This is a genomic window from Sediminicoccus sp. KRV36, from assembly GCF_023243115.1.
GTDB lineage: Bacteria > Pseudomonadota > Alphaproteobacteria > Acetobacterales > Acetobacteraceae > Roseococcus.
This window is the reverse complement of the sequence record NZ_CP085081.1, coordinates 4025949-4050439: the sequence shown is the minus strand read 5'-3', so window position 1 is coordinate 4050439 and position 24491 is coordinate 4025949. Positions and strand designations below refer to the sequence as shown.

Genomic DNA, 24491 nt, shown 5'->3' with positions numbered 1-24491 from the left:
CCTGCCGCGGCTGCCGGATCGGGCGTGATGACCGCCGGGTGCCCCGCGATCATGCAGGGCCATGGGCAGGAGCGCAGGCCCCGGGCCCTGGCGAAGGCGGCATGTACCGCCGACCGTACCGCCGTTATTGCCGGATGAAGCGCGCCGCGAAGAAGCCATCCATGCCGCCATGCTCCGCCCACATGTCCGGCCGGGTGCGCAGATAGCCAGGCCCGCTCGCGCCGATCCCGGGGAGTTCCGCATCCCGGATCGGGTCGAGGCGCAGGCCCTCGGGGATATGCGCCAGATGCGCCTCGCCCTCCTCCGCCTGGAGCGAGCAGGTGGCAAAGACCAGGCGTCCGCCCGGCTTGAGCAGCTTTGCCGCCGCCGCCAGCAGATTGCGTTGCTGGGCTGCCAGCACCGCCACATCCTTGGGCCGCTTCAGATGCGGCACATCGGGGTGCCGGCGGATGGTGCCCGTGGCCGTGCAGGGCGCATCCAGCAGGATCGCGTCGAACAGCGCGCCGGGCTGCCAGCCGATCACGTCGGAATTGACCAGCTCGGGCGCCAGCTTCAGGCGCAGCATGTTCTCCCGCAGGCGCGGCATCCGCGCGCCCTCGCGCTCCACGGCGAAGACCTGCGCGCCGGCCGCCGCCAGCTGCGCCGTCTTGCCGCCGGGTGCGGCGCAGAGATCGGCCACGCGCTCGCCCGGGCGCACATCCAGCAGCCGCGCGGGCAGGGCGGCGGCGGCGTCCTGCGCCCAGAGCTCACCGGCGAGGAAGCCGGGCAATTCCGTGATGCGCGTGCCGGCCGGCATGCGCGCCGTGCCGTTGGGCAGCAGGATCGCCCCCTCGGGCAGGGCGGCCCCCGGCTTGAGCGAGAGATCAAGCGGCGCTTCCAGCCGATGCGCGGCCGCGATGGCGCGCACCGCCGGCCCATGCGCGGCATGCCAGGCGGACCAAAGCCAGCTGGGGGTGTCCAGCCTCTCGGCATCCACCTCCTCCAGGGCCTTCGCGCCATGCTCGGCAACGCGGCGCAACACGGCATTGACCAGGCCAGCGAGCGGCCGGGGCGCGAGCGAGACGGCGGAGGCCACGGCCGCATGCGGCGGCGTGCCCAGCAGCAGCAGCTCGGCCGCGCCGATCCGCAGGGCGCGCAGGGCAGGGGCCGGCGGGGCGCGGCGCAGGAAGGGCTCCATCACCGCATCCAGGCTGCCCATCCGGCGCAGCACGGCGGCTGCGATGCGATGGCCGGCGGCCTTGTCGCGTGGCTCCACCGCGGCCGGAATCCCGTCCAGCGCCTCCTCCAGCGCGCGGTGCTGTTCCAGGACCGCTTCCAGCAGGAGATCGGCGACGCGGCGTGCAGGTGAGATGCTCATCCGGCGCTTTATGGCCGTGCCCGCCCCCGCGTGCTAGACGCGCCGCGACATGATGCCCTCTTCGCCTCAGCCCGCTTCGCCTCGGATGGATCGCTGGATCACGGCGATCAGCGCGCGCGCCCAATCCTGGCCGCGCCTCGTTCTGGTGTTGCTCTGCCTCGCGCTGTTCCTGCCGGGCTTCTTCGTCATCCCGGCGACGGATCGCGATGAAAGCCGCTTCGCCCAGGCCACGCGCCAGATGGTCGAAAGCGGCGACTACATCCATATCCGCGTCGGCGAGGAGGAGCGCAACAAGAAGCCCGTCGGCATCCATTGGGCGCAGGCCACCAGCGTGCATCTGCTGGAAGCCACGGGCCTCGGCACGCGGCGCGATATCTGGGCCTATCGCATCCCCTCGCTGCTGGGCGCTATGCTGGCCGTGCTGGCCACCTTCCAGTTTGGTCGAACCTTGGTTGGTCGGCGTTCCGCGCTGCTGGCGGCCACCATGCTGGCCGGCTGCATGGTGGTGATGGTGGAGGCGCATATCGCCAAGACCGATGCGGCGCTGCTGGCGACGATCACCGCCGCCATGGGCTTGTTCGGCGCGGCCTATCTGCGGCCCGAGCAATTCACCGCCCGCCACGCCGCCGCCTTCTGGGTGATCCTCGGCCTCGGCGTGCTGCTCAAGGGGCCGATCGCGCCCATGGTGCCGCTGCTGGCCGGCATCACGCTGGCGGTCAGTGACCGCCGCGCCCCCTGGTTCCGCCCGTTGCGCCTGCATTGGGGCCTGCCGCTGATGCTGCTGATGGTGCTGCCCTGGATGCTGGCCATCGGCATCGCCACCGAGGGCCGTTTCTTCGCCCAGGCCATTGGCGATGACATGCTGGGCAAGGTGGGCTCCGGCGATGAAAAGCACTGGGGCCCGCCCGGCTTCTACCTGCTGAGCTTCCTGATTGCGGCCTTCCCGGCGGGCTTCCTCGTCGTGCTTGGGCTTTCCACCGCCTGGGCGCAGCGCCGCCAGCCGGTGACGCGCTTCCTGCTTGCCTGGATCATCCCGACCTGGCTGGTGTTCGAGGCGGTGGCGACCAAGCTGCCGCATTACACCATGCCGACCTATCCGGCGCTGATGCTGCTGGGTGCCATCTGGGCGATGGACCCGCTGCGCCGCGAACCGGCGCGCTGGCTGCGCGTCGCGATGAAGGGGGCGCTGGCCGGCGTCGCCTTCGGCATCGGCATCGTGGCACTCGCCGTGCCGTGGTTCGTCACCGGGCATGAACCGCTGGGTGCGCTGCTGGCCCTGCCCTGTGCCGGGTTGCTGGTCTGGCTGGTCTGGCGCGAGATGGACCGTGCGCATTGGGCGAGGGCCGCGGTGCTCGCCGTGCTGGCGGCGATCCCGCTTTACACCAGCATCATGCAGCTCACCTTCCCGCGCATCGAGGCGCTGTGGATCGCCCCCCGCCTCGAAGCCGTGCTGGCGCGCGAGGCGCCCGGCCTGCCGCCCGCGCAATTCGGCATCACCAGCCATGCCGAGCCCTCCACCCTGTTCCAGATCGGCGGCGCGCTGCGCCTGCTGCGGCGGGGCGAGGATGCGGCCCGCTTCCTGGCCGGGCAGCCCGGCCGCGTCGTGGCCGTCGGCAACCGCGCACTGGATGATTTCAACCGCGAGGCCTCGGTGCTGGGCATTACGCCCCGCGAGATCGGCCAGGTTCCGGGTTTCAACTACACGCGCGGGCGGCCCATCACGCTCAGCCTCTTCAAGGTCACGCACCCATGATTGATCTCGTCACCTCCTGGGTGGCTGCCGCCGGGTATCTCGGTGTGTTCGCGCTGATGTTCCTGGAGAATTTATTCCCGCCGATCCCGTCCGAGCTCATCATGCCCTTCGCCGGCTTCGCGGCCGCGCGGGGCGAGATGTCGCTGCTCCTGGTGATCGTGGCGGGTGTGGTGGGCACGCTGGCCGGCAATGTGGTGTGGTTCGAACTGGCGCGGGCCTTCGGCGCCGACCGCACGCGGCGCCTTTGCGAGAAATATGGCCGCTGGATTGGCGTGCTGCGCGAGGATCTGGACAAGGCCGAAGCGACGCTGCGCCGCTGGGGCCCGCTTGCCGTCTTCCTGGGGCGCATGATGCCCGGCATCCGCACGGTGATCTCCATCCCCGCCGGGCTGATCGAGATGCCGCGCATGGTCTTCTATTCCTGGACGGCGCTGGGCAGCACGATCTGGGTCGGGGCGCTGGCCCTGCTGGGCTATATGCTGGAGGAGGGCTACCAGCATATCGAGGCTTATGTGGACCCGATCGGCAAGGTGCTGATCGTGCTCGTGGGGGTGATGTTCCTCTGGCAGATCGTGCGGATCTGGACGCGCAAGGCGCCGAACAAGCCGGGCTGAGCCAGATGCGCGCCGCGGGCCGGAGCATCATCCGTTCAAACGGGCCCAATTGTACGGATAAATATACTGGAAAATCAATGGGATAGAGGTTGTGGCGTAAGCCCTTGCGAACGCAACAAGCTCTAGGTGTCGCTGACGCGGCCCAGGCCGGGCGCCAATTCGGGGAAGATGTTGTCCACCTCGTCGAAGAACAGGCTCGCGATCCGGCGGTAGCCCCATTCGGTGAAGTGCACGCCATCCTCGGCGCGGAAGCCGCGCGCGCCGCGCTCCAGGCTGACGCTGGATTTGAAGCGGCCCTGCGGGTCGCTCGTCGCGTCCCAGGTGGGGATCCAGACGGCGCCGGCGGCAATGGCGGCATTCTGCTGGATTTCGTTCAACTGCCGGACGGCATTGGCGAATTGCGCGTCCCGCACATTCGGCAGGCCAAACCATACGACGCGCGAGCCGGCTTCCACCGCGCTCGTGACCATGTCACCCACGCGGCGGCCATAGCCATCGGCGAAGGCCTGGGTGCCGAAGGCGTGGCGGGAGCGGGTTTCACGCACGACCAGCGGGCGGAAATCATTGGCGCCGACCCAGAACAGCGTCAGGTTCGGCCGGTGGCGTGCCACCAGATCGCGCGAGACACTGGGCCAGTCATGCTCATCGCTGCGGGTCACGCCCGTCGCGTGCAGGGTGCCGTTGGTCACGCGCACCGTGTCGCGCCGCCGCAACTGGCCGTTCAGCGCGAGGAACATGCCCTGCGCGAGGGAGTCGCCGCAGAACAGCAGGTTGACGCGTTCGGGTACCGCGCGCTCCGGCAAGGCGGAGGGCAGGATGGCCGGTTGGGCCAGCGCCAGGCCGCCCGATGACAGCAGCGCCATTGCGCCATAGACAAGGCCGCGCCGGAGCGCACAGACGGGTTGGGCGCGGAACGCCACGCGGAATACTCCGGGACAGATGAGCAAGAAGGATTTATATCATGCGGCCTGTCACATATAAGTCCCCGGCCCTTTGAAATGCTGAACCGCCGCAATTTTTTTCTGGGGTCCGGCGCTGTTCTGGCAGGCTGTGCGGCCCAGCCGGAAGCCTCCACGCCGGGAGTGGGCGCGACGCAGCTCGTGGCGCAGACCAGGCCCGATCCCTGGCTCGAAGCGCTGCTGCCGGTGCGCGCCGGCGAGAACCCGTATGAGCCACTGGCCAATGCGCTGCGGGCCCAGCCGCGCGGCGGCGATGCCCGCGCGCTGATCCTGATGCTGGGTGACAGCCACACCGCCGGCCCCGTCATGGTGGGCCATCTGCGGGAATTGATGCAGGCCCGCTTCGGCGCCGCCGGTCCCGGCCGCCTGCCACCAGGCCGCGCCCAGCGCCCGATCAACGCGAATCAGATGGTCGAAGCGGGGCAAAGCGGCGAATGGCAGGTGCGCAGCGCCCTGCGGGCCAGCAATCCCGGCCCCTTCGGCCTGACCGGCTATCGCCTGACGGGCGAGCGCGCCGGGGACATGATCACCCTGCGCTCCACCGAGGCCGCGGGGTTTGACCGTGTGCATCTCTCCCTGATGGCCGGCCCCCAGGCGGGGAGTTTCCGGCTGCGTGTGGATGGCCTCACCCTCGGACCCGTCACGCTGCGCCATGGCAGCCCGGAATTCCGCCCCGTGCTGCTCGACGCGCCGCGTGGCAGCCGGGAGATCGCCCTGGAACTGGTGGGGGATGGCCCGGTGGAGCTGCTGGGCTGGGGGCTCGACCGCCGCGGGCGCGGGGTGCTGGTGGAGGGCTTCGGCATCAATGGTGCCACCCTTGCTTCGCTCGACAACCGGGACCCGCTGATCCTCGCACGGGAATTGACCACCAAGCCGCCCGCGCTGGTGATCCTGGAATTCGGCACGAATGAAGCTGTGGATCCGGATTTCGACGAAGCCGCCTATTCGCTGCAACTGACGCGCCAGATCCAGCGCCTGCGCCAGAGCCTGCCGCGCAGCGGAATCATGCTGATGGGCGTGCCCGATGCGGGCCGCCCGGTGCGCCCGCCACGCCGCGGCCGCCCGCCGCAGGGCTGCGCCGCCGTCTCGCCGCTGCCCTCGCTGACGCGGGTGCGCGCGGCGCAGCGCAGCGTGGCCCAGGCGCAGCGCGTGGGCTTCTTCGACTGGAGCGCCGAAGTCACCCGCAGCCCCTGCCGCCTGCCCGAGATGGCGCGTGGCGATGCGCCGCTGCTGCGCCCCGACCTCGTGCATTTCACGCCCGATGGCTATCGCTTCACGGCCGAGCGCCTGCACGCGCATCTGCTGCGGGGCATGGGGCTCGGCGCGCGCATCGCCAGCGCCTGAACCGGCCCGGGGATGCCTGCCGCCGCTTCAGCCCGCATCCGGCAGCTGGGCTAGATGCTGTTTCCCACGGGCATTTTCGCGATCTTCTTCGCGCTGGTCTTCCTGGGCCACTGGTCGCTGGTGCGGTTCCGGCCGGCCTTTGACCGGCCCTTCCTGCTGGCCGCCAATCTCGTGTTCTACGCCTTCTGGAGCCTGGAATTCTGCGCGGCGCTCCTGCTGGTGGGGCTGTGGACCTGGGGCATCGGGCTGCTGGCGGGGCGCCGGCGCTCGCGCCCCTGGCTGTGGCTTGGCATCGCTGGCGCGCTGGCCTGGCTGTTCTACTTCAAATACGCGAATTTCTTCCTGGTCGAGGTGCTGGCCCGGCTTGATGGGCTGGGGCTTGGCCCCATGCCGCTCTTGGACATCGTCCTGCCCGTCGGGATTTCCTTCTACGTCTTCCAGGCCATCTCCTACATGGTGGATGCCCATGAGGGGGCGGCCGAGCCCGAGCCCAGCCCGCTCAATGTCCTCGTCTATCTGACCTTCTTCCCGCATCTGGCGGCGGGCCCCATCGTGCGCGCCGCGCATTTCCTGCCGCAGCTTCACACGCCGCCCGACCGCTTCCGCATTCCCGTCGTCATGGCCTGCATCCTCATCCTGGGCGGGTTGTTCAAGAAGATGGTCATCGCGAGCGAACTCGCGACCGGCATCGTCGACCCTGTCTTCCGCGATCCTTCGGCCCATGGCGCGCTGGATATCCTGCTGGCGGCCTATGGCTACAGCATCCAGATCTTTTGTGATTTCTCGGCCTATTCGGACATGGCGATCGGCTTCGCCGCGCTGCTCGGCTATCATTTTCCCAAGAATTTCGATCAGCCCTTCCGCGCGCTCTCGCTCTCTGAATTCTGGCGGCGCTGGCATATCTCGCTCTCCAGCTGGCTGCGCGACTATGTCTATATCCGCTGCTTCGGCGGCAATCGCCGGCGGGCGGGCTTCGCCCTGATGGCGACGATGGTGCTGGGCGGCATCTGGCACGGCGCGGCCTGGAATTTCGTGCTCTGGGGCCTGCTCCATGGCGTGGCCCTCTGGGTGGAGCGCGCGCTGGGCGGCAAGGCGACGCCCGCGGGGCGCGGGGCGCGGTTGCTGCGCTGGGTCATCACCTTCCACATCGTGGTCATCGGCTTCGTGCTGTTCCGCGCGCATGACCTGGCGGGCTTCGGCGCGATGCTGGGCGGGGTGTTCAACCTCGATGCGCCGAATGAGAGCGTGACCTGGCGGCTGCTGGCGCTGGCGCTGCTGGGCTTGTCCTTCCATGTCTGGCCGGCTGATCTGCGGCAGCGGATCGAGGCCCTGCTGCGCCGCCTGCCGCCCGTCCTGCTGGGCCTGCTGGTGGGCGTGGCGCTGCTGCTGATCCTGCTCGCCGGCCCCGAGGGCGTGGCCCCCTTCATCTATTTCCAGTTCTGAGGAGGCGATGATGCAGCAGCCCTGGTTGCCCGATGCGCCGCCGCCCCGCCCCGGCGTGCCCGATGATTTCTCCCGCATGACGGCCGTGCTGCCGCTGGGCCGCACGCTCCTGGTGCTGGGGCTGATCCTGCTGCTGCTGGCGATGGGGCGCTCGGAGGCGATGCTCGATGCCGCCTATGGGCTTCCCATGCTGCCCGGCACGGAAGCGCTGATCATCCTGGCCGAGGCATGGAATGACGCGATGGCGGCCTCTGGCCTGCCGGGATTCCTGCGGGCCTTGCGCGCCACCCTCTCCCTGGGCCGATGACGCGGGGGCCGGGGCCAGGCCCCGCGGCTCGGTTCAGGGCAGCGCCCTGACCGGCTCCATTCCCGCCATCCGTGTCCGGTCCAGCCATTGCGCAAGACCGGCCCACCACGCCTGGTAGCCAACCCCGGTCGGGTGGATGCCGTCATGCGAAGCATAGGCGCAGCGCGCGAGGCGCCCGCTATGGATGGCCGGCAGGTCGCGCAGGCGGTCGCTGGCACGGCGCAGATGACGGCTGAGGGCGGCATCGAGGGCCGCACTCCCGCGCTCCAGCGCCGCATCCTGGAAGCAGCCCGGCGTGGCCCAGATGGCCTGCTGCGCGTCCCATTGCTCCATCACGGCGGCGATCCGCAGCGGGTAGGCCTCGGCTTCGGCCTGGGCCATGCCGCGCAGGTCATTCGTGCCAAAGACGAGAACCAGGCGGCGGGCGCAGCGGGGTTCCTGCTGGCGCAGCCAGGCGATGCCAGCACCCTGCTGGGCGATGACGGTGAAGCCGAGCGCGCGGGCGTGGGGCGCCATGCCCACCGCCAGGCTGTCGCCCAGCAGGATATCCGGGCAGGCGGGCTGGGCGCGGGCAGGGGATGGCGGAAGGGCAAAGAGGGCCAGGATGGCCAAGAGGTGCCAGCGATGGAGCGGCATGGGCATGAGACTCCTTCCTGGGGCCGGCGCGCGAGGTGCCATGCCCCGGGTGAATGGGCGGTTAAGGGGGCAATCCCTTGGGTTTTCCGCGGGGTTTTCGGCCCTGGCCACGAAACATGGTTGACGCGGCAGGGTCTTCCCGGCTTCCCTGACTGTTCAGAGACTTGCGGGGCGAGGTGACACCATGGAGACACAGAAATGGATACGCTGACGCGATCCGGTCTGGCTGAGGCGATCTACGCGGAGGTCGGCCTCTCCCGCAATGAATCCGCGGCCCTGCTGGAAGCGGTTCTGGAGCGCATTTCCAGCGTGCTGGAGACGGGAGAATCCGTGAAGGTTTCGGGCTTTGGTACCTTTCTGATTCGGCAAAAGGGCCAGCGCATCGGGCGCAACCCGAAGACTGGCGTCGAAGTTCCGATCCTGCCGCGGCGCGTCCTGACCTTCAGGCCGAGCCAGGTGCTGAAGGCGCGGATCAACGGCCGGCCCGTTATTGCCGGCAGCGGCAAGAGCGCTTCTGCGGGCAGCAAAGGGTGACGGGAGAGGTTGATCTAGAGGATCGCCCCCGGCCGCGCAAATCGGCCCAGGCGTTCCGCACCATCAGCGAGGCGGCGGAGCAGTTGAACGTGCCCCAGCACGTGCTGCGCTTCTGGGAAACAAAATTCCCGCAGCTCAAGCCTTTGAAGCGCGGCGGCGGCCGGCGCTACTACCGGCCGGAGGATCTCGCGCTGCTCAAGCGCATTTCCGATTTGCTCTACACGCAGGGCTACACCATCAAGGGCGTGCAACGCCTGCTGGGCGAGGGCGAGCCGGAATTGCCGCTGGGTGAAGCCGCACCGGAGGAAAGCGCCCTGGCTGATCTCCTCGCCGAGCTTGACGCGATCGCGGTGGCGCTGCGGCGCCTCTGAGGACGTCTGGCGTCAGTGTCCCTTCGGGTCGCGGTCATGCCGGGCCCGCGCTTCGGTGCGGGGCGGCGGGAAGGCCGCGATGCTCCGCTCGGCCAGGCCGGGCAACACATCCAGGATGCGGCGCCAGGAAGCGGGTTCGCCGCTGTGGCACGCCTCCTCCAGCGCACGGGCCGCATCACGCAGCGCGATGGCGCCGAAGGTGGCGGCGGCGGCCTTGAGGCTATGAGCCTCGTCCTCGATGCGCTGCGGGTCGGTCAGTGCATGCATGCGGCGTACGCGCTCCTTCGTCTCGGCGGTGAAGACGCTGATCAGCCGGGGCAGCCGTCCGGGGCCGACGGCGGAACGCAATTCCTCCAGCGTCTCACGGTCAAGCAGGGGCGCGGTTGCGCCGGGCTCGGCCTCGGGGATGGCCACGCGCGGGCGGCGGGGCCGGGCATCCAGCACGCGATGCACGGCGGCGAGCAGCTCCGCGCGGCCCAGCGGCTTGGGCAGATGTCCGTCCATTCCGGCCTCTGTGCACAGCTCGGCATCGCCGGGCATGACGCTGGCCGTCATGGCGAGGATGGGCACGCGGCCGCGCGGGCCGTGCAGGGCGCGGATCGCGCGGGTGGCGGCATAGCCATCCATCAGCGGCATGCGCACATCCATGAGGATGAGGTCGTAATCGCTGGATTCGGCGGCCGCGGCGGCTTCCGCGCCGTCCCGCGCCAATTCGACCGTGTAGCCGGCCTTGCGCAGGATGGTGGCGGCGACAAGCTGATTGGCCTTGCCATCCTCGGCCAGCAGGATGCGCCCATGGGCACCGCCCAGCGGCTGCACGAGGACCGGCTGCGGCGCCATGCGCGTCGGCGGCGTTCCGGATTCCGGCACATGCGCGAGGGGCAGGTCGAAAAAGAAGGTGCTGCCGCGCCCCACGGTGCTGTCCACCGCGATCTGCCCACCCATCAGCGCGACGAGGCGCTTGCAGATGGCGAGACCAAGGCCCGAGCCGATCTGCTCGCCCGCGGGATCCGCCTGGGCGAAGCGGGTGAAGAGGGTCTGGCGCAGCCGCGTCGGGATGCCGATGCCGGTATCGGTGACGGCAAAGCCGACATGGCCATCGGGCAGGGCCGCGATGCGCAGTTCCACACTGCCCCGATGGGTGAATTTCACCGCATTGTCAGCGAGGTTCATGAGAACCTGGCGGATGCGGCCCGGATCGCCGATCAACTGGCCCGGCAGAAGGTGATCAAGGCTCGCGGAGAGCTCGACGCCCTTTTCGGCCGCGGCCGGGGCGAGGAGGTCAAGGACATCCTTGACTACATCGGCCAGGGCGAAGGGGTCGGCATGGATGCCCAGCTTGCCGGCCTCGATCCGGCTCAGATCGAGCAGCTCATTGACCGTATGCAGCAAGGTGGCGCCGGAGCGTTGCGCCGTTTCGGCAAAGGCGCGCTGCTCGGCGTCCAGTGCCGTGTCGAGGAGGAGGGAGAGCGTGCCCATGACGCCATGCAGCGGCGTGCGCACCTCATGCGACATGAAGGCGAGGAAGTCGCTTTTTTCCTGGTTGGCGCGCTCGGCGGCGCGGCGGGCCTTCGCGGCCTCGCGCTCGGCGCGCTTGCGGGCGGTGACGTCATGCTGGATGCCGATATAGGCGATCAGCTGCCCCGCCTCATCGAGCACGGGCGCCATGCGCAGCTCGTTGACGAAGCGCCGGCCATCCTTGCGATGGTTGGTGAATTCCAGGGTGATGGGCTTGGCCGCCGCCACGGCAAGGCGCAGCGCCCGGACGGATTCCTTCTCGGTGCCGCGGCCCTGCAGGAAGCGGCAATTCCGGCCGAGCACATCCTCGGGCGAATAGCCCGTCATCCGCGTGAAGGCGGGGTTCATGAAGACCAGCGGGCAATCGGGCAGGGCGGGATCAGCGACAGTGATGCCGGTGGGCGCTGCGGCGATGGCCAGGGCCAGGACACCACCCAGCCCGGCGGCCGTGACGGCGCCGTCAAACCCTTCGAGGAAGGCATTGCCCCCCGCATCACGGGTGATGCGCGGCGCGTCGAGGGGGGGTGCCCTACTCGTCATAGGTGAGGAGGGTTTCAACCGGGACATCGAGGCGATTCCTTCCGCCCAGGAAACTGAGCTCGATCATCGTCGCCACCGCAGGCACGACCGCGCCCGCCTGGCGCAGCAGGCCGAGCCCCGCGAGCATGGTGCCGCCCGTGGCGAGCAGGTCATCGAGCAGGACCACGCGCTGGCCCGGCTGCACCGCATCGGCCTGCATCTCGATGCGGTCGGAGCCGTATTCGAGGGCGTAGTCCAGGCCGATGGTGGCCCCAGGCAATTTGCGCGGCTTGCGCAGCATGATGAAGCCGAGGCCCAGCTCCAGCGCCAGCGGCGCCGCCAGCAGGAAGCCGCGGCTCTCGATGCCGGCGAGGAGTTGGGGCTGATAGGGCGTGATGCGCGCGGCCATCGCCGCCATGGCGGCCTTCCAGGCCGGGCCATGCCGCAGCAGGGTCGAGATGTCGTAGAACAGGATCCCCGGCTTCGGAAAATCGGGAATGCCACGGATGTGGCGCTTGAGTTCGTTTTCCGTCACGTGCTTCTTCGCTGAGATCGGGCCAATGGGGAGCTGTGGGAGGGAAGGGCACCTCTGACAACACTGTGTCGCCCCTCGACTGCCTTGAAGGCTAGTCCCTTTGGGCAATATTTAGCAAGCTTCTCGCTCCACCTTGGGCGAAAAACCAAAGGAGGCCATGTCGTTACTATGTCACGAGGCAAGGTTGCGTTCCTGATCGGCGTGGTCGGATTTATCGTTTACACGGTGGTTGTGGTTGCGCTTGGGGATTTTGTTGTCCAGCAGCATTGGGCAATACAGATGATGTATTATGTGTTTTGCGGGATCATATGGGTGATACCAGCGAAACGATTGATCGAATGGAGCGCCCGCGCACCCCATTGAGTTGCCCTTCCGCCGATTTGGTGACGAAATCTTCAGCCCAATGCTTGCCGGCACATGCCACACGGCGTTCAAGCCACGCCGGCCCGCCGGATTACCTGCGATTCTGGGCCGCAAGGCCAGGGTGATCTTGCGCGGCGGGCCAGGACAGGTCCTGGCCCGCCCGTGGCGCTACATGCTGGCGCCTGAAGCGCGGACCACCGGCGCCCAGCGCGACTGTTCGCCCTGAACCCAGGCGGCGAGGCCGGGCTGCGGGATATCCTCCGCCGGAACAAAGGCGACCGAATCCATCCGCTCACGGATCGGAGCTTCGGCCAGGATGGTGCGCACCGCCTGGCTCAGCCGCTCGGTGATGGCGGGCGGCAGGCCGGCCGGGCCACACAGCATGAACCAGTTGAGGCTGACCACATTGGTGAAGCCCGCCTCCCGCGCCGTTGGCACATCGGGCAGGATGGAAGCGCGCTGCGCCGAGGAGACGCAGAGCCCGCGCATATTGCCGGCACGGATCGCCTGGACATTCGCCGCCGCGGTATCCCACAGCGATGTGGTGGTGCCGCCCAGCACCGCCGTCTGCGCCTCGGGCGCGCCGCGGAAGGGGGCATGCAGCAATTGCGAGCCGGTCTCCATGCCAAAGAGCACGCCGGTCAGATGGCCCATCGAGCCGATGCCGGAGGAGCCGAAGCTGACCGCTTCCGGTGCGCGCTTCGCGGCAGCCGCATAATCGGCCAGCGTGCGGATCGGGCTGTCGCCCTTCACCGCGCAGACGATGGGCGCACCGCCCATGAGCGAGATGTAGGTGAAGCTGCGTGCCGGGTTGTAAGGCAGGTTTGCCATCATCGAAGGCAGCAGCACCAGCGGGCCGGCCGTGGACATCAGCAGCGTATAGCCATCCGGCCGCTCATTCGCGGCCGCACCCGCACCCACCGCCCCGCCGCCGCCGGGCCGGTTATCGATGACGAAGGATTGGCCCAGCATCCGCTCCAGCCGCTCGGCCACCGGCCGCATCATGAGGTCCGAGGCACCGCCGGGCGTGAAGGGGATGATGATCCGCACGGTGCGGCTCGGCCAAGCGGGCTGCGCCTGCACGATGGCCGGCGTTGCCAGGATGGGGGCCGCCAGCAACGAGGTGGCGAGCAATTCGCGGCGATTCATGGAGGAGCTTCCTTCGATGGACCGCCACCCCCATGCAAGCCGCGTGCCCAGCCCTGGTTCAAAGCTCCGCGGGTCAGAGCTCCGCGGGTTCGCCCTCGGTCATGCGCAGCAGCGCATCCATGTCGAGGATGCGCACCGTCTGATGCCCTGGCTCGGCGATCAGTTTCTGGCGCTTGAAGGCGGCGAAGCTGCGGCTGACGGTTTCCAGCGTCAGCCCCAGGAAATCGCCGATGTCGCTGCGGGTCATCGGCATGGGCAAATCCGCCGGCAGGGCGCCGCGTTGCCGATGGGCTTCGGTGAGGCCGATCAGGAAGCTCGCCACGCGGGCTTCGGCCGAACGGCGGCCGACGGTGACGAGTTGATCCTGCGTGTTGGACAATTCGCGCAGGCAGAGATCGAGCAGGCGCCGCTCCATCTGCGGATAGAGCCGCAGCATCGCGTCCAGCCGGCCGCGTTCGATCCGGCAAAAATGCCCCGGCGTCAGGGATTCAGCGTCAAACGGATAGGTCTTTCCGGCACCATAGCCGAGGAGATCGCCCGCGAAGCGAAACCCCACCACCTGCTGCTTGCCATCGGGCAGCAGGCGGGAGAGCTTCACCACGCCCTCGATGATGGAGATGGCGCGGCTGGCCGGGTCGCCCTCGCGGAACAGGGTGCTCTTGGCGGGCAGGTGGAAGCGTTGCGAGTCGGAGGCGATGTCGTCCAGGGCCGACGCGTCCAGCCGATGGCACAGCCCCGCCACACGGCTGCCGCAGGTGGTGCAGGCCTCCGCGGTGCGGGACTCGGTTTTTCCGGCATGTGTGGCGTCGAGCGGGTTCACGGTTCTTGTCTTTCCCCGAGGGGGTTTAGATTAACCCTCACATTGTCCGAGTTGCAAGCTTGGACACCCCGTCCGAATCATGACCGATTATCAATCGCCGGTCATGGTGAAGGCGCCAGGATTGATCGTGACCGTGCCCGGCCCCGCGACCGCCACCGCCGTCGTCAGCGGGGACCAGGTCAGCGCATTGCCGCCACTCGCCGCGTCAAACAGCCCGACATGGGAGAAGCTGCCGGCGGCGGCGCTGAAGGTGAAGCGCACGGCCTCGGCATTCTGCTGCACGCCGGTGCCGGTGAAGGTGACGCGCTGGCGGGCATAGCCATTGCCCACCGCCTCGCCGCTGATGCCGGTGGGGTCGCTGCCGCCGGTGCCCAGGCCAAGAAAGACGGCCGAGGGCAGCACGGGCGCACGGCCGCACAGGGCGCGGGTCAGGACATTCTTCGTATAATCGGTCAGGGAGCTCATGGGGGAAATTCCTTCTCGTCGTGGGTCAGATGTCGGCGGCGTGGGCGAAGCGCGAGGGCATGTCCTCGCCCGCCGGCTGTTCGCGGATGGCGCGATAGAGGTCCTCCACCGCCAGGGTGTAGGGGTCCTCCATGGTGGCCTGGTCGAAGCGGAAGGTGAGGCGTTGCAGGGGGGATTTGCCGGCTCGCCGCGCGGCCTGGTCGCGATAGCCGTGCAGCTGCGCCTCGACGATGCCGGCGACGCGATCCACCTGGACATGCGTCAGGCGCCAGTATTCGGCGAAGGCGCCCGTATCGTTGATCTCGATGGGAAGCAGAAAAGCCATGGGGGATCTCCTGGGGCTCTGGGCGGGTGAAGACATCGAACAGGCAGGTGAATGCCCGTGCGGAACAGGCTGTCGTCGCGCGGGATGGGGCTGCATTCGCGACGGCTCAGCTCGCGGTGGTCGCCTCGGTATTGGCGAAGCGGGCCGAATGGTTGATCGTCGTGGCGGCGGCCCCCGTGACGGTGACGGCGATGCCGCCATTGGTGGTGTCCGCCGCGATATCCAGGCGCCATGCGCTGCCCGCGCCATTGCTGGCCGTGGGCGCCAGCGCCGTGCCTGTGCCCTCGTAGATCACCACGGTCGCCACGCCATTGCCGCGCACGGCCGAGACCTGCACGCGCCAGGTCGCCGCCGCCGTGCTGCCGGTGGCCTTGGCGACCACGGTCAGCGTGCCGGCATAGACGCTGAAATTCGGCATGTTGATGGTGTTGGCGGTGCCGGCAGCGGCGCCATCGGCCGTCAGGCGGGTGGCGGTGGCGTCGGTGGTCTGCCGCAGCAGATGGTGCTCACCGCATTGGGCGTCGCCATCCGCGGCGATACGGCCAGCGGCCCATGCGCCCCTTCCGGTTATGCCGCGCGTGGCGGCACGCGATCCGCCCGGGATCCAGGATAGCGAGCCGCTGGCCGTGTTGCTCACGCCGCCGCCGACGGACGATCCCGTCGCGCTGGCGATATTGTTGGCGCCGCCCGCAATGGTGGCGTTGGCCTGGCTGGCATTGTTGGCGCTACCGCCGGCCACCGTTGCGGCGGATTGGCTGGCGGTGTTGCTGGTGCCACCCGCGACCGTGGCGTTGCTGCTGCTGGCCGTGTTGGTGTTGCCGCCCCCCACTGTCGCGCCGTTGACGCTCGCGGTGTTGCCAACGCCACCGCCCACGGTCGCATTTGCGCCGCTCGCCGTGTTGTTCTGCCCTCCGCCGATCGTCGCAGTGGCCGCGCTTGCCACCTGGGTCGCAGCGGTCCTCACCGTCTGCCAATCGGTGGCGCTCGAGCCGCGTGCATTGCCGCCTGTCGCGCTGTTGTCCGGGAATTGCGCGATCAGTGCCCCGGTGCCCTTGGGCTGCATCACGGCTGAGATATTCGCATCCGAGCCTGAGGCGCGCCAACCCGTTCGCCCTGGCGCGCCGGTAACGCCGCCCAGGATTTCCGGCCGGTTGACCGTGCTGCCCGGCGTGGTCACCTCCAGCCCGTGCGCCCCGCTGGCTGCCCCAAGGCTGGCCGTGCCGCCCGCCAGCCGCAAAAGCTCCGCGCCGCTGACAGCCGCCGCAAGGCTGCCAGCCGCGGGACGAAACAGCCCGGTGTCATTCTGACCGACGGAAAGCCCAGGCCGCGCCGCCTCACCCGCTGGCGCCTGCAAGCCCACCGAGCCGTTGCTGGATGCGTTGAACACCGGGCCCATATTGGCGGTCTCCAGCAGCGGGGGGCTTGCCAGGTTGACGCGGTTGGGCGTGCCACTTGCGGCATTCGCGAGATGGATGGCAGCGGCGCCATTGTTGCGCAGGTTGAAGTTGACGCAGCGCAGCGCGCCGATATCCATCCGGTTCGAGTGGCCATCGATGCGGATCGCATTGTCCTCGGCATCGTCAACACGCAGCGAGCCGATCTGGATCCGGCTGGAATTCGCGTTGACGTAGACGCCGACGGAGCCGGTGACGGGCGAGCCCCCGGCGTTGAAAATCTCGCACTGGACGGTCATCGCATCAATCTGGCCGTCCGTGCCCGCGGCCTCGACCCAGACGCCATGCCGCACGAAATCCGCATAGGCCTGGCCGATGCTGAATTTCTGCGTGTAGCCCGTGCCCGAGGAGGTGAAGCGGAACATCGAGCGGTAGCCCAACACGAAGGCCTGGTCCACGAAGACGCCATCGCAGCGGCGGAAGATCATCGCATCGCCATTGGCCTGCTGCCAGCGCACCACATTGTCGTTGGACGACCAGAAGGGCCAGAAATGCAGGTTGTGGATTCGCGAGGCGTCGTAGCCCTCGTCGATCTCGATGCCCGTGGTGAAGACCTGGCCGCGAATGCGGCGGAAATCCGTCCGGCCCGAGTTGCGCACGAAGATGCCGCGATTGATGCCGGCCAGCATCACATTGTCGAAATCCACCCCGCCGAAGCAGTCGACGACGCGAAACAGGTAATCATAGTTGGTCGGTGCCCAGGAGGCGTTCTGCGTGGCCGAATGGGTCTGCCGGAAAGCCATGTCCCGCACGGCGGAGCCGCGCGCGGCGGTGCCCGTGAAGGTGAAGGGCGTGAAGCTCGTCTGGTCCACGGTGAGCCAGGTTCCATCGCCCGGGCTGCCGCCCTCGGCGAAGCCGGCACCCTGCAGCCGCACCGAGGTGTTGTTGATGGTGATGGCCGAAGCAAGCCGATAGGCGCGCGGGCCGAATTGCACGACGCCGCCCGCGGCCCCCAGCGCGTTGATCGCGGACTGGATGGCAGGTGCGTCATTCGTCGTGCCGTTGCCGACGGCGCCGAAGTCGCGAACATCCACGCCACGATCGGCCAGCACGGCCCGCCGCAACTGGGAGATGCTGGCGCGGCGCGTGGCGATCGAGGGCGAGGTCTGGACGAAGGGCGTCATATCGGCGTCGGCGATGCTGGTCGCCGCCGGCAATTCACTGATCTTGAGGTCGGGCATGGGGCTCCGTCCGATCTTGGGGGGAAGGGGAAGGCGGGCCGGGGGCGATGCCTCAGTTCTGGGCGATGGCCGCGCCGTCCTCCTGGAGAAGCTTGGCGCCATCCTCGAGCAGCACGAGCCTGAGGTCGGGCAGGATGTTGAAGCTGCGCGAGGTGGCGACGACGCCGGTATCCAGCGCGTCCTCGATGCGGATGCGGTAGCCGCTGCCGACGGCGGGCGTCGGCAAGGTCGCCGTCACATAGCCCTGTTCCACATTGACCGTCTGCGCGGGCGGGATGACCTGGTTCTGCGCATTGCGGACGGAGATCACCACCTGCTGGATCGGCCCGGTGACCTGCGCCTGGACGGGAATGGATGTGCCGACAATCACGCCGGCCATCAGGGGTGCCAGGATGATGGTGGAGACCACGGCACCCGCCGCCTGCACCATGCGCAGCGTCTGCCCGACGGAACGGCTGAGGGCGATCGGCGTCACCGCGCCATCGAGCACGACGCCCGGGCCGGTCACGGCATTGCTGCGCACGGGCAGCATCGCCATCGCATCGGCGGATTGGACGATCATCAGGTCGCCGGCGCGCAGCGTCGCGGCGGCGGGGGCGAAATAGCCGGCCGTCGTGATCGCCGCCTGCAGATCGGCGCTGCGATAATGCCAGAGGTTGAAGCGCGCGGACTGGATCAGCGGCACGAGGTCACTTGCGGTGAAGGGCATGGGCATGCGTCTCCTAAGCCATGGGGGCGACAAGCCGCGCGGCGCGCGGGGATGCATCGGGGATGGGGGTGCGGGCGGGGGCGCGGCACTGGACGCAATTCACCCCTTGGCCCGCTTTGTTTACGAGAACAAATAAAGAACGTCAAGGAAAAAAAGCGGATATTGTGAAACCATCGCCGCTGCGTCATAGGCAGAGGACACCGCCCCGGAGTTCGCCCCATGCGCCGAGTGATGCTGACCCTGGCCCTGCTGCCGATTGGCCTGCAAGCCCAGGCACAGCAAGCCACGCTGAACATCTACAACTGGGCCGACTACATGGACCCCTACGCCATCGAGCGCTTCCAGCGCGAGACCGGCATCCGGGTGCGCTATGATGTCTATGATACGCTGGAGACGCTGGAAGGAAAATTATCCGCAGGCCGCTCGGGCTATGACATCGTGGTGCCGACCAGCGAGCCTGCTTTCAATCGCCTCGTGCGGGCCGGCGCGCTGCGGCCGCTGGAGCCGGCGCGGCTGCCCAACACGGCCAACCTCGACCCGGCGCTGATGGCGCGCATCGCCAGCGTGGACCCCGGGAACCGGCATGGCGTGATCTACCTTTGGGGCACGGTGGGCCTGGGGATGAACGCCGCGCGCATCCGCGAAGTGGCTCCCGATGCGCCGCTGGACAGTCTCGACCTGCTGCTCAACCCCGAGCATGCGCGGCGCATCGCGCGCTGCGGCATCGCGGTGATGGACAGCGCGGTGGATGTGCTGCCCTCGGTGCTGCGCCATCTGGGCCGGCATCCCGACAGCGTGGCGCCGCCGGATCTGGATGCGGCGCAGCGCGCCCTGCTGGCGATCCGCCCTTTCCTGCGCTCGATCCCCTCGCCGCCTGCCATCATTGACGCGCTGGCGGCGGGCGAGATCTGCCTCGCCTTCAGCTATTCGGGCGATGTGATCCAGGCGAGGGCCCGTGCCCGTGAAGCCCGCCGCACGCATGAGGTGAGCTACGTGATGCCGCGTGAGGGCGCGCAGCTCTGGTTTGACATGCTGGCCATCCCCGCCGATGCGCCCAACCCGGATGCCGCGCATGCCTTCATCAATTTCATCCTGCAGCCCGATGTGATGGCCGGCATCACCCGTCAGGTGCGCTATCCCAATGCGGTGCCTGCCTCGCGCCCGCTGCTGCCGCCCGAAGTCGCCAATGACCCGAGCGTCTTTCCGCCAGCCGAAGCGCTGGCGTTGAGCTTCGTCGCCGGCACGCCGGCCCAGGCCGGGGAGCGCGCGCGCGCAAGGCTCTGGGCACGCTTCAAGGCGGGCAGGTGACGCTGCTCCGCATCGAGGGCGTCACCAAGCGCTTTGGTGCGGCGCTGGCGCTGGACGGCCTGTCGCTGGAGATCGGCGCGGGGGAGTTTTTCGCGCTGCTGGGCGGCTCGGGCTCCGGCAAATCCACGCTGTTGCGGGTGATCGCAGGATTTGAGCGGCCGGATGCCGGGCGGGTCATGCTGCAAGGCCAGGACATCACCCCGCTGCCGCCGCCAAGCCGTGCGGTGGCCATGATGTTCCAGTCCTATGCGCTGTTTCCGCATATGAACCTGCGCGACAACATCGCCTATGGCCTGCGCCGCGCGGGTGAGCGCGACCCGGGGCCGCGGGTGGCGGAGCTGGTGGCGCTGCTGGGCCTGGAGGGGCTTGAGGCACGGCGGCCGCACCAGCTTTCCGGTGGCCAGCAGCAGCGCGTGGCGCTGGCCCGCGCTCTGGCCCGCCGGCCGCCGCTGGTGCTGCTGGATGAACCTCTGGCGGCCCTAGATTCCGGGCTGCGGGAGCGCACGGGGCTGGAGTTGCGCGCGCTGCAACGGCGCCTGGGCGCCAGCTTCGTCATGGTGACGCATGACCAGGCGGAGGCCCTGTCGCTCGCGGATCGCGTGGCGGTGCTGGATCAGGGACGCATCGCCCAGGTGGCCACGCCGCGCGACCTCTATGAGCGCCCGGCCACCCGCGCCGTGGCGCGCTTCCTGGGGGCGGCGAATGTGCTGGAGGCCGGGCGCTTTGCCTTGCACGCCGAGCAGGCGGCACCCGCCTACGCCTTGCGGCCGGAGCGCATTCGCCTCGTGGATGCCCTGCCCCAGGCCAACGGGACGCCCGCGGTGGTGAGGGACATCGCCTTCCGTGGCGGCGATGCGCTGGTTCTGGCCGAAGCCGAGGGCGAGGTGCTGCGTCTGGTTCTGCCTGGTGGCGCCCGGCTGCCCGAAGCGGGAGCCGCGGTGTTCCTCGCCTGGGATGCGGCCGCGCTGGCCCCGCTTTCGGCATGATCCGCGCCGGTGCCTGGGCCGCGCTGCTGTTGCTGGTGGCCGCGCCGCTGGTGATCGTGCTGTGCATGGGCTTTGGCACTTCGGCACCCGGCGTGCCGCCGGTGCTCCCGCCGATCGGCGCCTCCGGATGGCAGGGCAGCTTCGATGCCTGGGGGCTGCTCTTCGCTGATACCTATTACCTCGACGCCGCGCTGCGTTCGCTGCGGCTGGCGGCCATCACGGCCGGGCTTTGCTTGGTGCTGGGCTTTGGCATGGCGCTCGGCATCGCCTCCGCCGCGCCACGCTGGCAGGCACCGCTGCTGGCCTTGGTGCTGCTGCCCTTCTGGTCCGGCTTCGTGCTGCGCCTGGCGGCCTGGGTGGGCTTGCTGCGTGATGGGGGCTGGATCAATGCCGTGCTGATCCAGGCGGGGTTGATCAGCGAGCCCATGCCGCTGCTCTACAGCGAGGGTGCCATGCTGCTGGGCATGGTGCATGGCTATCTGCCCTTCGCCGTGCTGCCGCTGACGGCGACGCTGGCACGTCGCGACCTGCGGTTGGAGGAGGCTGCGGCCGATCTTGGCGCCGGGCGCTGGATGGTGTTCGCCACCATCACCCTGCCGCTTGCCGCCCCTGCGGCGGCGGCGGCTTTCCTGCTGGTGTTCATCCCCGCGGCGGGCGAGGTGGTCATCCCCGAGGTGCTCGGCGCGCCAGACTCCGTCCTGATCGGCCGCGCCATCTGGGGCGAGTTCTTCCAGACGCGCGACTGGCCGGCCGCAGCGGCGCTGGCCACGGCACTCCTGGCGCTGCTGCTGCTTCCCATCGCCCTGTATCAGCGCTTTTCGGTGGCGCGATGAGGCGCGTGATCCTGGCCTTTGGCGTGGTGTTTCTATGGGCCCCCATCGCGCTCATGGCGGCCTATGCCTTCTCCGGCAGTCGCGTGCCCTTCGAGTGGGGCGGGTTCTCGCTGCGCTGGTTCGCGGCGCTTGCGGCGAATGAGCGGCTGCTGGAGGCCGCCTGGCTTTCGCTGCGCATCGGCGCCGCGGCGGCCAGCCTCGCCACGCTGCTGGGCTTAACGCTCGGCTGGGTGCTGGCGCGGCACAAGCGTTTCGCCGGGCGGCCGCTCTTTGGCGTCCTGGCCGGCGCGCCGCTGGTGCTGCCCGAGGTGGTGATGGGCCTCGCCTTGCTGCTGCTCTTTGTGGGCCTGCAGGCGTTGACCGGCTGGCCCGCGCAGCGCGGCGCGGTGACGGTCTGGCTCGCCCATGCCGGGCTTGGCATGGCCTATGTGGCGGTGCTGGTGCAGGCGCGGCTGGTGGGGCTCGACCCCGCGCTGGAGGAAGCGGCGGCGGATCTGGGGGCGGGGCCATTCGTGGTGTTCCGCACCATCACCCTGCCCTTGATCGCGCCCAGTCTGGTGGCCGGCTGGCTTCTTGCCTTCACCCTCTCGCTGGATGATGTGGTCCTGGCGAGCTTCGTCTCCGGGCCTGGCGCCACCACGCTGCCGGTCTATCTGTTTTCGCAATTGCGCCTGGGAATGACGCCGGAGGCCAATGCGCTGGCCGTTGTCATGCTCGGCCTGGCCGGCGGGTTGGGCCTGCTGGGCTGGGCGCTCAGGCCCGATCCTAGGCGTTGAGCAGCGCGTCGATCTCCGCCTGCGCGAGATCGGCTGCACTGGGTGCCGCGGCCACGGTCCGCATCTGCGTGCGCACCACGACCTTGCTGTCCGGCGCGCGGGCGAGGCCCGGCACGAAGCGCTCCAGCATGGTTTCCACCTGCTGCAGATGCTGGATGGCGCGGCGGATGCGCTGGCCGGTGACGTCCTGGAAGCTGCAGGCCTCAAAGATGGCATTCACCTTCGTGGCAAGGTTCTCGATCCCGGCGGTGTCGCGCTGGCCGGTCATGATCCAGTCCTGAATGGCCTCGGCGGCTTCGAGGATAATGTTGGCGGCGGATTCGGTGGCCATCACCACCGCCTCCAGCTCCACGCCGCTGTTGCGGCTGGCCTCGGCGGGCAGCGCCACCAGCCCTGCGATGCGTTCATGCACCAGCGCCAATTCCCGAGAGAGCTTCTCCTCGCTCATATCGGCGAGCTGCACGCTCGCATGCAACTCGGCGCTGAGTTCGGCGATGCGGCGATCCACGAAGCGGTTAAGATCGGTGAAGAGCGGCTGGAACTCGGCGCGGACGGCATCGCGCAGCGCGTGGGTGAGGGCGGGGTCAAGGTCAGTCGGCATGTTCGGCGCGGCCTCAAGGATCGGAATTGGCCGATCTAGGCCGGGCCGGGTGAAGCCGCGGTTAACGCGTCACTCCGCCGCGTTGCGCGCCGGCAGGGCAGGCGGCGCGCAGCCGGTGTCGCAGCAGCGGCCAGGCTGGCTGGAGGTGCGCCGGCCCTCGTCCAGGATGCCGCGATCCAGCAGGCGTTCTACCAGCGCGCTGCGCTCCTCGGTCGGGTAGTTGCGCCAGATCTCCCGCTTCATCGCCTCGGGGCTGCCGCCGCCATGCAGCGAGATGACGGAGTACCAGCCGCCCTGGTTGGAGGCCGTCAGATCCTCCATGAAGCGCGCCACATCCAGGCGCTTCTCGGCCGGGATATCGGCGCGGCCGGCCAGCACGGCGGCCAGTGATGCGGCGGTTTCGGGGTTGTGGTCCTCATCCGGGCCGGGCAGGGCCACGATCAGCCCGCCCGAGACGTAATGCGCCAGGCGATGCATGTCGTAGATCTGCGTCGCCAGCAGCAGCTTGCCGATATTGCTGAACACCGTCTCCGGCATCACGGCGCCTGACGGATCGCGCGTGCCATAGACGCTGGCGGCGACACCGCAGGCGAAAAATCCTTCCACGATCTTGATCAGGTCCACCATCGCGTCACGCACATGGGCGTGGCGGTCGGTGTCCAGGCCATTGGCCTCGATCATCAAGGCGCCGGCGCCGATCAGCAGGTCACCGAAGCCGGCGCGGGCAGCGATGCAGGAATGGCGGTGATGGGTTGCGTAGCTGGTGGTCATGAAGCCCGCCTCGGCCACTTCACCCGCGAAGAAGACGCGCTCCCACGGGACGAAGACATCCTCGAACATGACCACGCCGGTGGATTGGCCGTATCTGCCGCTGAAGCGGGCGGCGGCCTCACCTGGGCGGCCGGCGGGGCGAGCGACGATGGTGATGCCCTCGGCATCCACCGGCACGGCGCAGCAGACGGCGAAATCCGCATCCTCCTCCGTCATCGTGCGGCAGGGCATGACGAGGAATTCGTGCATATAGGGCGCGCCGGTGACGATGGCCTTGGTGCCGCGGATGATGATTCCATCTGCCCGGCGCTCCTTGATGTGCACATGCACGTCGCGGTTCGCCTGCTGGCCGGGGCGCTTGGAGCGATCGCCCTTGGCATCCGTCATGGCGATGCCGAGCGAGAGATCGCGCGCCTGCACATCATCGAGGTAGTTCAGGAAGCGGGCGTGGCGCTCCCCGCCATGCACGTCATCCGCGCGCTTCGTGCCCTGGTGCAGCGCGTTCAGCGCATCATGCGCGAGGTAGCGCTGGGCGCAGCCGGATTCCCGGCAGAGCAGGCGCACGGCTTCGAGCTTGGTCAGCAGGTCATCCGTGCTGTCATTCACATGCAGCATGCGGTTGGTGACGCGGCCCGAGGGTTTTTGCGTGGCCACCATCAGGCCCTGATACTCGTCCCGCAGGGCGAAATCATAGGTGACGCCGAGGGCGTTGATGCCTGGTGCCAGCAATGGCTCATCCGCCACGCTTTTCACCTGCTGGCCATTCACGAAGACGCGCGGTGAAAGGCTGCGGAGCGAGTCCCGATAGGCTTCGGCGGAAATCAGCATGGCGGCGTGTTCCTGGACGGCTTGCACATAAT

Annotated in this window: 24 protein-coding genes; 11 read left to right on the top strand and 13 right to left on the bottom strand. The window is 68.8% G+C overall.

The window, feature by feature from the left end; translation table 11 throughout:
* Positions 1-124: 124 nt before the first annotated feature.
* Entirely contained in the window at positions 125-1357 is a 1233-nt protein-coding gene (locus LHU95_RS19145) for a transcription antitermination factor NusB (protein WP_248708550.1), read from the bottom strand.
* Between the two features lie 85 nt (positions 1358-1442).
* Between LHU95_RS19145 and LHU95_RS19140 the strand changes: the two genes are divergently transcribed.
* Both LHU95_RS19140 and LHU95_RS19135 read left to right on the top strand, forming a co-directional pair.
* The gene (locus LHU95_RS19140; RefSeq protein ID WP_248708549.1) at positions 1443-3110 is read left to right on the top strand and encodes a glycosyltransferase family 39 protein; all 1668 of its coding nucleotides are present in this window, start codon (positions 1443-1445) and stop codon (positions 3108-3110) included.
* Positions 3107-3724 (top strand): DedA family protein, encoded by a 618-nt coding sequence (locus LHU95_RS19135; RefSeq protein ID WP_248708548.1) that lies wholly within the window; start codon positions 3107-3109, stop codon positions 3722-3724. The genes LHU95_RS19140 and LHU95_RS19135 overlap by 4 nt, the downstream gene beginning before the upstream one ends.
* Before the next feature lie 122 nt (positions 3725-3846).
* Here the strand turns inward: LHU95_RS19135 and LHU95_RS19130 are convergent, their stop codons facing one another.
* Positions 3847-4644, bottom strand: a complete 798-nt coding sequence (locus LHU95_RS19130; RefSeq protein ID WP_248708547.1) for a GDSL-type esterase/lipase family protein — start codon at positions 4642-4644, stop codon at positions 3847-3849.
* Between the two features lie 162 nt (positions 4645-4806).
* Between LHU95_RS19130 and LHU95_RS19125 the strand changes: the two genes are divergently transcribed.
* Genes LHU95_RS19125 through LHU95_RS19115 form a run of 3 tightly spaced genes read left to right on the top strand, consistent with a single transcriptional unit; the run spans position 4807 to position 7777 of the window.
* The gene (locus LHU95_RS19125; protein ID WP_248708546.1) at positions 4807-6027 is read left to right on the top strand and encodes a GDSL-type esterase/lipase family protein; all 1221 of its coding nucleotides are present in this window, start codon (positions 4807-4809) and stop codon (positions 6025-6027) included.
* Positions 6028-6081: 54 nt separating this feature from the next.
* The gene (locus LHU95_RS19120; RefSeq protein ID WP_248708545.1) at positions 6082-7470 is read left to right on the top strand and encodes an MBOAT family O-acyltransferase; all 1389 of its coding nucleotides are present in this window, start codon (positions 6082-6084) and stop codon (positions 7468-7470) included.
* A gap of 10 nt (positions 7471-7480) precedes the next feature.
* On the top strand, positions 7481-7777 hold the full coding sequence (locus LHU95_RS19115) for a hypothetical protein (RefSeq protein WP_248708544.1): 297 nt from the start codon (positions 7481-7483) through the stop codon (positions 7775-7777).
* Positions 7778-7810: 33 nt separating this feature from the next.
* On the opposite strand, the gene LHU95_RS19110 is transcribed toward LHU95_RS19115, so the two are convergent.
* On the bottom strand, positions 7811-8419 hold the full coding sequence (locus LHU95_RS19110) for an SGNH/GDSL hydrolase family protein (RefSeq protein ID WP_248708543.1): 609 nt from the start codon (positions 8417-8419) through the stop codon (positions 7811-7813).
* A 192-nt stretch (positions 8420-8611) separates the two neighbouring features.
* Here LHU95_RS19110 and LHU95_RS19105 point away from each other — a divergent pair, with 192 nt between their 5' ends.
* Both LHU95_RS19105 and LHU95_RS19100 read left to right on the top strand, forming a co-directional pair.
* Positions 8612-8947, top strand: coding sequence for an integration host factor subunit alpha (locus tag LHU95_RS19105; RefSeq protein WP_248708542.1), 336 nt, complete (start codon positions 8612-8614; stop codon positions 8945-8947).
* Positions 8944-9318 carry a MerR family transcriptional regulator gene (locus tag LHU95_RS19100; RefSeq protein ID WP_248708541.1) on the top strand — a complete coding sequence of 125 codons (375 nt, stop codon included), beginning with the start codon at positions 8944-8946 and terminating at the stop codon, positions 9316-9318. Before LHU95_RS19105 ends, LHU95_RS19100 begins: the two co-directional genes overlap by 4 nt.
* 12 nt (positions 9319-9330) lie before the next feature.
* On the opposite strand, the gene LHU95_RS19095 is transcribed toward LHU95_RS19100, so the two are convergent.
* From LHU95_RS19095 to LHU95_RS19060, 8 genes are all read right to left on the bottom strand, one after another.
* The gene (locus LHU95_RS19095) at positions 9331-11376 is read right to left on the bottom strand and encodes an ATP-binding protein (protein ID WP_248708540.1); all 2046 of its coding nucleotides are present in this window, start codon (positions 11374-11376) and stop codon (positions 9331-9333) included.
* Positions 11366-11890 carry an adenine phosphoribosyltransferase gene (locus LHU95_RS19090; RefSeq protein ID WP_248708539.1) on the bottom strand — a complete coding sequence of 175 codons (525 nt, stop codon included), beginning with the start codon at positions 11888-11890 and terminating at the stop codon, positions 11366-11368. The genes LHU95_RS19095 and LHU95_RS19090 overlap by 11 nt, the downstream gene beginning before the upstream one ends.
* 531 nt (positions 11891-12421) lie before the next feature.
* Complete coding sequence (locus tag LHU95_RS19085) at positions 12422-13402, bottom strand: tripartite tricarboxylate transporter substrate binding protein (protein ID WP_248708538.1); 981 nt, start codon at positions 13400-13402, stop codon at positions 12422-12424.
* A gap of 73 nt (positions 13403-13475) precedes the next feature.
* Positions 13476-14222: a Crp/Fnr family transcriptional regulator gene (locus tag LHU95_RS19080; RefSeq protein ID WP_248708537.1), complete on the bottom strand. Its 747-nt coding sequence runs from the start codon at positions 14220-14222 to the stop codon at positions 13476-13478.
* Between the two features lie 90 nt (positions 14223-14312).
* The gene (locus LHU95_RS19075) at positions 14313-14687 is read right to left on the bottom strand and encodes a hypothetical protein (RefSeq protein WP_248708536.1); all 375 of its coding nucleotides are present in this window, start codon (positions 14685-14687) and stop codon (positions 14313-14315) included.
* A gap of 25 nt (positions 14688-14712) precedes the next feature.
* Complete coding sequence (locus LHU95_RS19070; protein ID WP_248708535.1) at positions 14713-15012, bottom strand: hypothetical protein; 300 nt, start codon at positions 15010-15012, stop codon at positions 14713-14715.
* 106 nt (positions 15013-15118) lie between these two features.
* Positions 15119-17647: a glycosyl hydrolase family 28-related protein gene (locus tag LHU95_RS19065; protein WP_248708534.1), complete on the bottom strand. Its 2529-nt coding sequence runs from the start codon at positions 17645-17647 to the stop codon at positions 15119-15121.
* 52 nt (positions 17648-17699) lie between these two features.
* Positions 17700-18356, bottom strand: coding sequence for a hypothetical protein (locus LHU95_RS19060; RefSeq protein ID WP_248708533.1), 657 nt, complete (start codon positions 18354-18356; stop codon positions 17700-17702).
* A 219-nt stretch (positions 18357-18575) separates the two neighbouring features.
* Here LHU95_RS19060 and LHU95_RS19055 point away from each other — a divergent pair, with 219 nt between their 5' ends.
* From LHU95_RS19055 to LHU95_RS19040, 4 genes are read left to right on the top strand one after another with little or no spacing between them, the layout of a single operon-like run.
* Positions 18576-19664, top strand: coding sequence for an extracellular solute-binding protein (locus LHU95_RS19055; RefSeq protein ID WP_248708532.1), 1089 nt, complete (start codon positions 18576-18578; stop codon positions 19662-19664).
* Positions 19661-20650, top strand: coding sequence for an ABC transporter ATP-binding protein (locus tag LHU95_RS19050; RefSeq protein WP_248708531.1), 990 nt, complete (start codon positions 19661-19663; stop codon positions 20648-20650). Before LHU95_RS19055 ends, LHU95_RS19050 begins: the two co-directional genes overlap by 4 nt.
* Positions 20647-21483: an ABC transporter permease gene (locus tag LHU95_RS19045; RefSeq protein ID WP_248708530.1), complete on the top strand. Its 837-nt coding sequence runs from the start codon at positions 20647-20649 to the stop codon at positions 21481-21483. Before LHU95_RS19050 ends, LHU95_RS19045 begins: the two co-directional genes overlap by 4 nt.
* On the top strand, positions 21480-22259 hold the full coding sequence (locus LHU95_RS19040) for an ABC transporter permease subunit (protein ID WP_248708529.1): 780 nt from the start codon (positions 21480-21482) through the stop codon (positions 22257-22259). The genes LHU95_RS19045 and LHU95_RS19040 overlap by 4 nt, the downstream gene beginning before the upstream one ends.
* Here the strand turns inward: LHU95_RS19040 and LHU95_RS19035 are convergent.
* Together LHU95_RS19035 and LHU95_RS19030 are read right to left on the bottom strand one after the other, a co-directional pair.
* On the bottom strand, positions 22249-22860 hold the full coding sequence (locus LHU95_RS19035; protein WP_248708528.1) for a hypothetical protein: 612 nt from the start codon (positions 22858-22860) through the stop codon (positions 22249-22251). The genes LHU95_RS19040 and LHU95_RS19035 overlap by 11 nt on opposite strands.
* Positions 22861-22929: 69 nt before the next feature.
* Positions 22930-24459, bottom strand: a complete 1530-nt coding sequence (locus LHU95_RS19030) for a 4-hydroxyphenylacetate 3-hydroxylase N-terminal domain-containing protein (protein WP_248708527.1) — start codon at positions 24457-24459, stop codon at positions 22930-22932.
* Positions 24460-24491: the final 32 nt, after the last annotated feature.